Consider the following 12,137-nt stretch of genomic DNA (forward strand, 5'->3'; position numbering starts at 1 on the left):
TTGAAGAACAGTGGCCGGTTTGCCGCTTTTGCAGATGGAGACTGCCCAGAGTTGCTCAATCAGCCGACAATCTGCTGGCGTAAATGAGGGGGGATCGGTCTGACGGCGCAGGGTCTGCTGATTGGGCAGAGGATGACGTTGGCCATTGAGGACGTTGCGCTATGCCAGTATTGCCTCCCTCCGCCCACCCCGTTTGAGGATGCGCTATGACGTCGCATCGCAGACCTGGTCTAACTGCTCCAGTGCTCCTGCTTCAAAGTACACCTCCCCTTACTCCCCTGGGTGCAGCGCCAGGCGATCAAGTCCACCTCGACCATGGCTAACTCCGATAATATTTTCTTTTGAGACAACCATCTTAATCCGGTAACATTTTAGGTGAACGAATGCAATCTATTGACCTTTGTTTTGAGTTTTGCTAAAATGTAGTAGAATTTCACAGTTGGTACTTATCAGTAAAACTTAACTACAGGGGGTATAAAAACAACGCCTTTAGCGGTTCTTCGTTTTAATCTCTAAATCAACGGTACTTTTTCAATTTAGTCAGGCACGTTTTATACCTGAAATGGTTGACGAAACCTTAATAACCCACGGCGCGCTTTCTCATATTCGTGGCTTTTATCCCACCCTTTCTCCTTCCGAGAAAAAAGTGGCAGATTTCATACTGGCCAATTACCAGAAAGTCATGCCAATGACCCTGGCCGAACTGGCTGCTCATAGCGGTGTCAGTGATGCCACTGTGGTGCGTTTTTGTCGTGCGCTGGGTTTTCATAGTTACCTGGAACTCAAAATCGCGTTAATGCGTTCGCTCCTGGATTCCCCCGATCTGATCTTTGATCACATCGAAAAGGATGACTCACCTCTCACCATCATGCGCAAGGTCTTTCTGGGCAGCATTCAGGCCATGCAAGATACGCTTGATCTCTTGAACGACGAGGCGCTGGATCGGGCGGTGACTTTGCTTCAAAACGCTCACACGATTTTGATTGTCGGTGTGGGCACGTCCAGCCCGATGGCGCATGAATTACACAATCGCCTGATTCGGCTCCGACTGAATTGCAGAGTAGAAACGGATGCCTATCTTCAGTTAATGCAGGCTGCTCTCCTCACCGAAAAGGATGCCTTGGTGGTTATTTCTCAAACCGGAGCCTCTCAACCCCCTATTAATACCGCCAGAGAAGCACACCGGCACGGTTGCAAAATCATTGCTATTACCGGCAACCCCTCCTCTGAACTCGGCAAATTGGCGGATGTGCTTTTATTAAGCATTTCTCATGAATCGCGTCCAGAGACTCTCGCCTCGCGTATCGCCCAACATGCGCTGATTCAAGGACTTTACGTGCTCATGGCCATGCACATGTCTCAGGTTGCCAACCAAAATGAGTATCTGATCTGGGATGCCCTTATGCGTGCTTCCAATGCTCAAGAGAGTTGAACGATATTACACCCTTATGGAGACGGATGATTCATCATGGAACAGCCAATCATCACGATCAAAGACCTGACCTACCGCTACCGGGGGCAAAAGCGTAACGCTATCGAATCTATTTCCCTAGAGGTTAATCCCGGCGAGTTTATTGCCATCATGGGCGCCAGCGAAGCCGGAAAAAGCACCTTAGCCGCTTGCATCAACGGTTTGGTGCCCCATTTTTTCCGTGGCAAATTCTCCGGCGAGGTCCAGGTGTGTGGCAAAAACACCCGTACATCGCGCGTTGCCGAGATGGCTGAAGTAACGGGCATGGTGTTCCAGGATTTTGAAGCCCAACTTTTTTCTACCAATGTGGAATTAGAGGTCGCTTTTGGCCTAGAAAACTTCAATGTCCCGCGCGAGGAAATCGCGCGTCGCGTGGATGAAGCGCTCCGTTTTGTAGGGTTGGAGAACATGAAACGGCGCCCACCCGCCACCCTCTCAGGTGGACAAAAACAAAAATTGGCCATTGCTTCAGTGCTAGCAATGTACCCCAAAGTCCTGGTCATGGATGAACCGACCACCGATCTCGACCCCATAAGCAAAGCCGGGGTTTTCGAAATAGCCAATCACCTCCGGCAGCGCGATGATCTGACCCTGTTGGTGGTTGAACATGAAACCGAAGAGGTCTTAGAAGCGCAGAAAATTCTACTGCTGGATGAAGGCAAACTGATCCGTTATGCACCAGCCCATGAGGTGTTATGTGAAGTGGATCTGCTTGAGCAGCACGGCGTCATGCCCTTGGGAGTAACCAAATACTTCCATCGTATGGGCATAAACTCGCATGCGCCGCTAACCATCGCTGAAGGCCTACAAAAATTTAAAGATAACCAATGGCGACTCTCGGAGGCTACTTACGAATCGCTAAAACAACAAGACCAGGCACGCGAACAACGCTATGGGGCGCCGCTTATCCGCTGTGAAAATCTTCAATTCGCTTATCCTAACGGCACTCAAGCCTTAAGGGGAATTAACCTTGAGATTCGCCGCGGCGAAATCGTTGCCATCGTCGGGCAAAATGGCAGTGGAAAAACCACGTTGGTCAAGCATTTTAATGGGCTGCTCATGCCCACCGGTGGGCAAATCTGGGTTGATGGCCGCCCCACACGCGAACAAGGCGTGTTTGAACTCGGACGTAAAGTTGGCTATGTCTTTCAGAACCCCGATCATCAAATCTTTTCCAACACAGTTTATGATGAAGTCGCCTTCACCCTTCGCTTGCGCAAGGTGGATGAAAAGACCATCCGACAATCTGTTACCGAAGCCCTCGAGGCCGTTGGACTGGCAGGGTATGAAAACGCCGACCCGTTCAGCCTTACCAAAAGCGGCCGCCAACGGGTTGCGGTTGCCTCGGTCTTGGCCGCCAAGCCCGAGATTCTCATCTTGGATGAGCCAACAACCGGATTGGACTATAACGAGCAGCGCAGCATGATGAACCTGGTGCGACGGCTAAATGAGCAAGGAAGCACCATCATTTTCGTCACTCACCATATGTGGGTCGTGGCTGAGTATGCCCACCGGGTTTACGTAATGAAAGATGGGCAAATCTTTCTCCAGGGGACAGCGCGCGAGGTGTTCTCTCACGACCAAGAATTGGTTGATGCTTACTTACGTCCTCCTTTGCATGTTATGTTTTCCAATCAACTCGGAAAGACTTTGTTGACCGTTGATGAAATGATCGCCTGCACTGAAACACAACCCCAGGAGTGAAACGCGCCATGGATTCCGAGATCTACCTCGATCGTGATACATTTTTTCACCGCTTGGACCCACGCACCAAAATCGCTATTCTTCTTATCACCTTTGTTATTGTGCTCTATTACCAAAACCCCCTCTGGATCATGCCAATCTCGGCTTTAGTATTACTTCATGGCGTTCTGGCCGATTCTCTGATCAACCTAAAACGCATCCGCTATATCATGTTTGTTCTGGCTGTTTCGGGATTAATTTTGTGGAATTTGTTCGCCAGCGGTGAGACAAAACTGTTCTGGATCTTCACGGTCGAATCGCTGGCTTATAGCCTCGGTCGCGTTCTCATCATGCTCACCCTTATTACCGCCGGCATGATATTTATGAGCACCACACGCAACGAAGAGTTTGTAATTGGTATGATCCGCCTTGGCCTCCCTTATCGGGTTGGTTTTGCCATCTCAACCGCCCTACGGCTAGTGCCCACCATTGTGAGCAGTGTCTTCATCATAGCCCAAGCCCAGCGCAGCCGCGGATTAGACCTGGACAGCGGGAATATCCTGGAGCGGATCCGAAAGTATTTACCCCTCTTGGTTCCCGTATTTGTCTCTACGATACGTAATACAAACGTGTTTGGTATGGCTTTGGAAGCCAAAGGGTTCGGTGCCCGCGAAGAACGCACCTTTTACTTGGACGTCAAAATGCAGCGTGCGGATTACTGGATGTTGGGGTTAATGTTTGTGATCTTTATTGTCACCACTTACCTCAAGATCCGTGGATTCGGCAACATCCCGGGTCTGATCCGCTTCTAAAACCCTACGAGGAGAAAAAGCCTTTATGCGCGCAGCGATCATCGGAGGTACAGGTTTTGATACCATTGAGGGGATTCACCTGGAACCGGAGATAATCCATACCGCCTATGGGGATGTCAAAGTGTATCGGGGCGGGGGCGAATGGGAAGATATCTTCTTCCTCCCTCGACATGGCATCTCCCACAGCACCCCACCCCACCGCATTAACTATCGCGCTAACATCAAAGCCCTCCACCAATTAGGGGTTACCCATGTGCTCGCCACCTTGGCGGTGGGTTCAATTTCTGCCCATCTTCCTCCGGGTAGTCTTGTCGCGGTTGACCAATTTCTCGATTTTACCCAGAACCGAGAAGGTACCTTCTTCAACGGCGGTCAGGAAGGGTTTGCCCACACTTTGATGTCATATCCCTATTGCCCGGCCTTACGGCAGCGCATGATTGAGATTGGCGCCAAATTGGGGGTTTCTATTGTACCCAAAGGCACGTATGTGTGCACCAACGGACCGCGGTTGGAAACAGCCGCCGAAATTCGGATGTTCTCAATCTTGGGCGGTGATGTCGTTGGGATGACTGGGGTTCCTGAAGCCCCCTTGGCGCGAGAATTGGGATTGCACTATGCGGCCCTGGCTTATTCGATTAATTGGGCTGCCGGGATCGAGGCAGGAAAAGAAATTACGTTCATTGAGGAGGGGTTAGAAGCCCTCAAGAAGAGCGTCCTTACCGTATTCCTTCAAACCCTACGCAGTTCAGACTTTCCTTCTTGTGAGTGTGAATCATCACGGTTAATGTTCCATCCGCCCGAGGAAGAACGCGCTTAAGCGCTCTTCAACCTCATCCTTCGGCAGAAAGGAGGACAATTTATCGAAAGGAAACCGACTCTCGTTATTCCTCATCGTACCACTCTCTTCTCACCCCCTATTTATCGCCAGGAGGCCCAAAATGAAAGAAGTCTTTTCCATGTGGAAGAACACCCGAATGATAATCCTGACCGCGCTCTCTGCCGCCATTTATGCTGCTGTGCTCATTCCTTTCAAGGGCGGGATCCCAATTGTGCCTGGAATTACGGAAGTCCGCCCGGCTAATGTATTTCCGGTGATCTTTGGTCTGATGTTCGGTCCGGCGGGTGCTTGGGGCTCCGCCATTGGTAATACCATCGGCGACATTTTCGGCGGCACCTTGGGCTGGGGAAGCATTTTTGGTTTCTTTGGCAACTTCTTCCTCGGCTTCTTGCCCTATAAGATGTGGGGAGCCCTGGGCTTAGTCCCGGCAAACGATGTCTCTCAGACCATCAATTCCTGGCGCAAACTGTTAGCCTATATCATCATCGTGATTGTCTCAGCCGCGGCTTGCGCCATTATCATCGCCTGGTACCTTGATCTGGCTGGCCTGATCCCCTTTGCTTTCCTCTCTGTTGTGATCACCCTCAACAACGCTATTGCCGAGTTGGTGCTTGGGCCACCGCTGCTTCTTCTCCTTTACCCTCGGGTCAAACAGTGGGGGCTGATCTGGACTGACATCATGGACAAAGAGGATGTTTCCCCTGGCTTCGCCCGCCAGTTGGGAGCCATTCTCGCCATTGTAGGCGCCCTGGGTGGTTTGATCGTCGGTGTCGGCATCTCCACCGGGCTCTATGGCCAGGCCCTGTTCCAGTTTGGCTCAGGCGAAAAGGGGCAGGTTGGGGTATGGCTGGGGGTTCTCCCCTTCCTCATCCTGCTCATCGTGGGTAGCCTGATGATGTCGGGCCGCGAGCAATTCGTCGAAGAAGCCGAGTAGTCCAACGTTTGTCATGGCGAGCAGGGAGTGAAAGATCACTCCCTGCTCTATTTGAATAGGGACAAACCATGACCATGACTGCACCTTATGATATCCTCATTACCGGGGCTACCCTCCTCACCATGGAAGCCTCTCAACCCTTTATCTCTGTGGGGGGTATAGCCATTAAAGACGGTCTCATTGCGGACGTGGGGCCAGCCGAGAAATTCACCCCCCGCCAAGCCCGGATCACCATTGAGGCTAACAACCAAATCGTGATGCCCGGATTGGTCAATGCCCACACACACGCTGCCATGACGCTTTTCCGCGGATTTACAGATGATATCCCTCTGGAGCCGTGGCTGAATAAGGTTTGGCAGTTGGAAATGCGGTTTGCCACTCCCGAAAACGTGCGTAAAGGCAGCCGGTTGGCCTTTATCGAAATGATTCGCGCCGGCGTGACCACGGCTGCGGATATGTATTGGCATGCCGAAGCCACCACCCAAGCCGCCCTGGAAGTTGGTTTACGTTTGGTAAACGGCGTTGGGATCATTGACACTGTTGGCAATGAAGGTCGTCAGAATAAAGAAGAGCCCACACGGAGGTTTATCGAAACCTATCTAAATCATCCCACCGTTCACCCCTGCGTTCAGGTACATTCTACCTACACGGTGACAACCGATTCACTCCGCCTTGCCGACCGCCTGGCCCAAGAATATCACCTTCCGCTCATTACCCACGCCAGTGAAACCCGCACTGAGGTGCAAACCCTCCTCAATCGCACCGGTAAAACTCCGATCGGCTATCTAGACGCACTGGGGATGCTGCACCCCGGAACGGTGTTGGTGCATTGCGTTCATTTGCAGGAAGGCGAAGTGGAACTTCTGGCCCGCAAAGGGGTTGCTGTTATCCATTGTCCCGAATCCAATTTAAAACTTGGCTCTGGCATTGCCCCGGTCCCTGCGCTCTTGAAAAATGGCGTTGTCCTCGGTCTCGGTACAGATGGCGCTGCATCCAATAATGATTTGGATTTGTGGGGCGAAATGCGAACCGCGGCTCTGCTGCATAAAGGGGTCACCGAGGATCCTACCGCCCTAACCGCCCTGGAGGCACTTCATATGGCCACCCTGGGCGGAGCCAAAGCACTCGGGCTGGATACCCTGATCGGTAGTCTTGAAGTGGGAAAACGCGCTGATGTGATCACCATTAGTTTGGACTCGATTCACTTAACCCCGCGCTACGATATAGCCTCCCTCCTGGTATATGCCGCGAAAGGCGGGGATGTTCGAAACGTGATCATTGACGGAAAATTGGTTCTACATGAGGGTAAATTACTGACCGTTGACGAAGAACAAGCCAAGGAAGAAGTCAGGCAAATCGCGGTTGAAATCGCCGCTTTTTCTCCCGATGATACAACTCGGTTCATCTAACCAGTGGGCTCTCATCTCTGGTCAGAACGTCCTGGCTCACGGGTCAAGCGGGAGATCCATTCGGCTTCATGCGGATAGTGAACCATCAGCCAATCGCGATCGCCCCCTTCATAATCCTCGGGGGTAAAACCGGGGGCCATGGTTGTGCCCAGTAGCGCATACTCACCCCCTGCAACCAATCGCGACCCCTGCCACACCCCCCGCGGTACCACCCATTGAACGAATTGCCCTGCCATGATGTCCTGGCCTAAAATGACCTTTCGACTTGAACCATCCGGGTAAAGCAAGAGCATTTCTACCGGGTCTCCCAAATAGAAGTGATAGATTTCATCTGTAGGCAAGCGATGAAGGGCAGAAAACGAATCCGGATCAGATGTCAGCAGATAAAAGATCGCCGTTCCAAAGGGTTTCCGAACCCCTTGATAGCGGCCTGGCAACGCCTCTGGCGGGATCATTTCTTCACTGACATAACTTTGCACAAACAAGCCGCCTTCAGCGGGTAAGGGCTTCAAATTAAACTGGCGGATGAGTTCTGTTAGCGAAGGACGTGTTGCCATATCCAAACTCCTTTCTATAGTAGCGAGGTAACCCATGAACTATGTTCCATCCTGGTTGGATTTGAGCGGCCAAGTCGCCGTCATCACTGGCGCCAGCGGATGGCTGGGGCAAGCCTTGGCACGGCGTTTTGCCTTGGCAGGAGCAGCGGTTGCCCTTCACTATTTTACGCATCCTGAAACCATCCCGGCCCTGTTGGAAGACATTCAACGCGAAGGTGGGAAAGCCCTTGGTGTGCAGGCTAATTTAAGCCAGGAAGACGGAGTAGACGCATTGCTGCAAGCGACCCTGAAAGCGTATGGAAAAGTGGATATTTGGATCAACAACGCGGGTACTTATCCCGTCTCCCCACTACTTGATCTTCCGCTGTCCCAATGGCAGGAGGTGCTCGATATAAATCTAAATACGGTCTTTATTAGTATCCAAAAAGTTGCCCGTCAAATGATTGCCCAGGGTCGGGGTGGGGTTATTCTCAATATTGCTTCCATCGAGGGGTTATCCCCGGCTGTCGGTCATAGCCACTACAGTTCGGCCAAAGCCGCGGTGATTATGCTGACCCGCGCGGCAGCATACGAACTGGGACCCTACGGCATTCGTGTCAATGCCCTATCGCCCGGGTTGATCGCCCGACCGGGGCTTGAAGAGGCGTGGCCAAAAGGCGTGCGGTCCTGGCTTGAAACCGCCCCCCTCAAACGCATGGGGCAGCCTGAGGAAATTGCTGAAGCCTGTCTGTTTCTGGCTTCACCCGCTGCGTCCTGGATCACAGGTGCCAACCTGGTTATGGATGGCGGGGCATCTTGCCGCCCGATTTTTTGAGCAAGGTTTAAGGAGGTATCTAATGAAGATTGAAACCATTTTACCCAACCGAGCCGATAAAGGCCTTCCTTTTTTACTGCAGTATGAAAACGTAGCCCGTTACGATGACGGAACCATATATGTGCTTGATCGCCGTGTGTATCCCCACAAAGTTGAATTTGTGCGCTGTGAGAATTATCACCAGGCCGCCCAAGCCATCCGTGACATGGTGACACAGAGCGGTGGCCCACGCCTGGTTGCATCCTTAGGCATGGTTAGCGCGGCACGTGAGGCCAAGGCAAAACCCCTCGAGGAAGCCAGGGCCATTCTTAATCAGGCGGCCTTTGAGTTATCGCATGCGCGTCCAACTACGTCTCAGGATTTGGCGCGCCAAATTGACCACTTGCGCCGCCTTGCTGAAGAAGCATTGATCCACGGCCAAGATCCAGAAGAAGTGACCTTAGCCCACACCTACCGCGTACTGGATGAACGGTACCGCAATGCGCGGAAAATTGCCACGTTTGCCGTAGATCTTTTACCGGAGCGGGTTACGATCCTCACCCAGTGCTTCGCCGAGACCCTCATCGGCTTCACCCTTTTGGTGGCAAAGGAACAAGGCAGAGATGTCTCTTTGATCTGCCCAGAGACACGTCCTTATCTCCAAGGTGCCCGGCTCACGGCCTCCGTCGCCCGCGGGTTAGGGGTACCTGTGACCGTCATTACCGACAACATGCCGGCCTTTATCCTCTCCCGTAAAATGGCTCAGGTGTTTATTTCGGCAGCCGACGTGATCACGCTAGACGGCCATGTAGTGAATAAAATCGGGACTTTTCAGATTGCCCTTGCCGCTCATTATCATGGGGTTCCGTACTACGTGCTCGGCAACCCCTCTCGGAGCCATGCCCAAATATCCTCGGTTACAATTGAGGAGCGTAACCCTCAGGAAGTGCTTCAGGCCATGGGCGTACCCACAACGATGGAAGGGGTACAGGGATATTATCCGGCTTTTGACATTACACCCCCTCATTTGGTGGGTGCCGTCATTACTTCGAAGGGTGTGTTCTCGCCTTATGACCTCGCCCGTAACTTCTCAGTGGAGAGTCCTCTGGATTAACTTGTTTGATGGAGATGTCATCCCATGCGGTTAAAGGAATTACGTGAACGTATTGTTGAGATTGGCAATCGTATGGTTGCCGACGGCTTGGCCCACGGGGGGCAAGGAAACATCAGTGCGCTGGATGTGGAGAGCGGCCTGATCGCCATAACCCCAAGCGCCGTGCCCTATCATCTCCGCCAACCCGAAGATATTGTGGTCATTGATCTTAATCGGCAGATCATCGAGGGGAAATGGCAACCCACCACCGAGATCGCCTTGCATATGCGGTTCTACCACACGCGTCCGGACGTGAGGGCCGTGATCCACACCCATGCACCTTACGCCTCGGTTTTTGGGATCATCCACGAGCCCATCCCCATGGTGCTGATCGAATCGGCCACCGCGCTTTCCGGCCCGATACCAGTGGCCCCCTACGCCAGGCCCGGCTCGGAAGAGGTCGCCGAGTTGACCCAGAAGGCCATGGGCGAGGAGGGCGTGGCCTGCGTGATGGCCCATCACGGCCTGGTGACCGTAGGTCAGACCTTAGAGCAAGCCTATCAGGCCACGCTGGCAGCGGAAACCTCGGCGCGCATGGTGATCCTGGCTCGTTCGATGGGTGCCAAAGTCGAAACCCTGGATGAGCGCGAATGTAAGGCATTGCGCCAAGCCTATCTCGCGCGCTACGGCCCCAAGCCCCTTTGAAAGGCAGCCCGTTCATCAAGCAAGCCAAGGGTCTGACATCACGCCCGGTCGGCCAGTACCCTTAACGGCATGCTACCAAATGCCAGGAGGTGAGCCATGAGCCTGCCCGAACCAGTGGCTCAAATGGGACCTCACCCCCCGCCCCTGTGCCACGGCTATCAGTCATTACCGGAAAAACACGAATTGAGAAACGGCCCAGTTATTCTCCGCTCCCTATCTCGACCTTAACCCTAACGGGGTGGCTTTCCCTTTGATCATGTGCTCAGGTGCAATGGCTGTTTTGCCACTTCTCCTGTTTTGGTCCATGACATTCATTAAAGATTTATTCGATCCCCGTGGCTAGGCGGACATGAGATCACAAGGAATTCCAGATCCTCGTCTGTTTGATTCATGATCTGATGGGGCGTCTGGGGTGGTATTTCCACCCCCTGATGCGGGTGCAGTTGCTCTATCTCACCGTTGATATCCAGCGTCGCCATGCCAGAGAGGATAAAGAAAAACTGGCGCGATTGACGGTGTACGTGCCGCGTTTCTGAGGTATTGGGCGGCATCCGTTCTTGAATCACCGTGAACGTCGCCCCCTTCACCAGATACCAACCCTCACAATCCTGCCCCCAGGTGTAATGTTCAGCCTTTGCCTTATCAATCATGGTCCACTCCGATTTTCAAAATCTTGTGCCGCCCGGGTTGGGCCTTTGCCTTCCTCATAACCTGGTATGTGGAATACCATACTCAGCCCTGAAATTGGCCTCCCGCCAATCTAACCATCCCGGGTTATAACATCATAATTCCTGTCGGTAAGGACGATTTAAATCACCCCAAAACCTTCTTCAACCAACCATCCCAAAAACACCCCCATCTGTTCCAAGCGTATCCGGGCTAACTCTTGCCCCGCGGATTACGGCGCAACCCACAAAGATTGGATCACAGCGTCTAACTGATAGAGCGTGGGGGTGAAGGCCTCAGGTGGGGTATTGTTCAACATATCCGTGACCGCAGCATAGTAGGATTGAAAATCCGGGTTAGGGTCATTGAGGTCAGGATAGGCAATCCCACCCTCAGGGATAGGGGCATTCATATCACTGCTTTCGGCCAGGTGGGGCGCAGTGAGCGGAAATATGGCCACCACATACGTGTTTCCGTCATTGGTGAAACCCTGAAAGTGGTAAAACAACTCGTGGTTATTGACCGGCGCCGGGTATTGGGCGTATTCGGTGACAAAACGGATACCGCTCCCATTCTGGAATGATATCAAGTGGATATTCGAGGCAAACACCTGCCCGGCATTGAAGAAGGGCACCGTTGGCAATTGATCAGGGCTCAGTGGAACCACACCGCTCAAAAGATTGCGCAAGCGATGCATGCTTTCAAATGCTCCCGGTACCAGTGTGGCATATTCTAAGGCCGGGTAGAGATAAATTTGGGGCGAGTGGAATTTTCCCTGCAAGATGTACGTTTCGTCCAACGAGATCATCCAATGACCAGGAGTCTTCTCCCAAAACGGCACATCGTCATGAGTAAGAGGGGCAACCTCACTCCCACTGGCACCACTGGCAATCCCTGCCGGGATTTCCAGCGTCAGGCGCCCGACAGTGACCAGGGTGCCGGACGCTGGCGAGGGTGAGGCGGTCGCCACTTCGGTAACCGCTGGCGTCGGCGAAGGAATGACCTCCAGCGTGGCGGTAGAGGTTTCGACCAGCGCCGGGGTTTCGGTAGCGGTCGGGGCGATATTGGCCGAGGCATTACATGCCAATATCACGAAAACAAGTACGGACATGATCATCCTAAAAACATTTTTCACGGCTGCGTTTCCTTTCCGTTGGGAGAATAGACAATCCAAGT

The 12,137-nt window shown here is 52.8% G+C and carries 12 protein-coding genes; 9 read left to right on the plus strand and 3 right to left on the minus strand.

Translation table 11 applies throughout. The annotated features are described in order from the left end of the window. Window positions 1-562: 562 nt before the first annotated feature. From QYE77_RS07675 to QYE77_RS07700, 6 genes are all read left to right on the plus strand, one after another. On the plus strand, window positions 563-1,432 hold the full coding sequence (locus QYE77_RS07675) for a MurR/RpiR family transcriptional regulator (RefSeq protein ID WP_315624790.1): 870 nt from the start codon (window positions 563-565) through the stop codon (window positions 1,430-1,432). 36 nt (window positions 1,433-1,468) lie between these two features. Then, a complete protein-coding gene (locus QYE77_RS07680) occupies window positions 1,469-3,175 on the plus strand; it encodes an ABC transporter ATP-binding protein (protein ID WP_315624791.1) in 1,707 nt (568 codons plus the stop codon). Between the two features lie 8 nt (window positions 3,176-3,183). Next, complete coding sequence (locus QYE77_RS07685) at window positions 3,184-3,966, plus strand: energy-coupling factor transporter transmembrane component T family protein (protein WP_315624792.1); 783 nt, start codon at window positions 3,184-3,186, stop codon at window positions 3,964-3,966. A 25-nt stretch (window positions 3,967-3,991) separates the two neighbouring features. Next, complete coding sequence (locus QYE77_RS07690; protein WP_315624793.1) at window positions 3,992-4,783, plus strand: S-methyl-5'-thioinosine phosphorylase; 792 nt, start codon at window positions 3,992-3,994, stop codon at window positions 4,781-4,783. A gap of 121 nt (window positions 4,784-4,904) precedes the next feature. Next, on the plus strand, window positions 4,905-5,738 hold the full coding sequence (locus QYE77_RS07695) for a QueT transporter family protein (RefSeq protein ID WP_315624794.1): 834 nt from the start codon (window positions 4,905-4,907) through the stop codon (window positions 5,736-5,738). Between the two features lie 68 nt (window positions 5,739-5,806). Then, window positions 5,807-7,147: an amidohydrolase family protein gene (locus QYE77_RS07700; protein ID WP_315624795.1), complete on the plus strand. Its 1,341-nt coding sequence runs from the start codon at window positions 5,807-5,809 to the stop codon at window positions 7,145-7,147. A gap of 11 nt (window positions 7,148-7,158) precedes the next feature. Here the strand turns inward: QYE77_RS07700 and QYE77_RS07705 are convergent, their stop codons facing one another. Continuing rightward, window positions 7,159-7,704 carry a cupin domain-containing protein gene (locus QYE77_RS07705; protein WP_315624796.1) on the minus strand — a complete coding sequence of 182 codons (546 nt, stop codon included), beginning with the start codon at window positions 7,702-7,704 and terminating at the stop codon, window positions 7,159-7,161. A gap of 34 nt (window positions 7,705-7,738) precedes the next feature. Between QYE77_RS07705 and QYE77_RS07710 the strand changes: the two genes are divergently transcribed. The 3 genes from QYE77_RS07710 to QYE77_RS07720 are packed head-to-tail and all read left to right on the plus strand — an operon-like array spanning window position 7,739 to window position 10,295. After that, window positions 7,739-8,518, plus strand: coding sequence for an SDR family NAD(P)-dependent oxidoreductase (locus QYE77_RS07710; protein WP_315624797.1), 780 nt, complete (start codon window positions 7,739-7,741; stop codon window positions 8,516-8,518). A 22-nt stretch (window positions 8,519-8,540) separates the two neighbouring features. Then, window positions 8,541-9,611 (plus strand): s-methyl-5-thioribose-1-phosphate isomerase, encoded by a 1,071-nt coding sequence (locus QYE77_RS07715; RefSeq protein WP_315624798.1) that lies wholly within the window; start codon window positions 8,541-8,543, stop codon window positions 9,609-9,611. 24 nt (window positions 9,612-9,635) lie between these two features. Further along, window positions 9,636-10,295, plus strand: a complete 660-nt coding sequence (locus QYE77_RS07720) for a class II aldolase/adducin family protein (RefSeq protein ID WP_315624799.1) — start codon at window positions 9,636-9,638, stop codon at window positions 10,293-10,295. Window positions 10,296-10,609: 314 nt separating this feature from the next. On the opposite strand, the gene QYE77_RS07725 is transcribed toward QYE77_RS07720, so the two are convergent. Then, window positions 10,610-10,945, minus strand: a complete 336-nt coding sequence (locus QYE77_RS07725; protein WP_315624800.1) for a cupin domain-containing protein — start codon at window positions 10,943-10,945, stop codon at window positions 10,610-10,612. Window positions 10,946-11,193: 248 nt separating this feature from the next. Further along, window positions 11,194-12,072, minus strand: a complete 879-nt coding sequence (locus tag QYE77_RS07730) for a hypothetical protein (protein ID WP_315624801.1) — start codon at window positions 12,070-12,072, stop codon at window positions 11,194-11,196. Window positions 12,073-12,137 lie beyond the last annotated feature (65 nt).

Origin of the sequence: Thermanaerothrix solaris (assembly GCF_032334255.1) — a bacterium.
Classification (GTDB): domain Bacteria; phylum Chloroflexota; class Anaerolineae; order Anaerolineales; family Anaerolineaceae; genus Thermanaerothrix; species Thermanaerothrix solaris.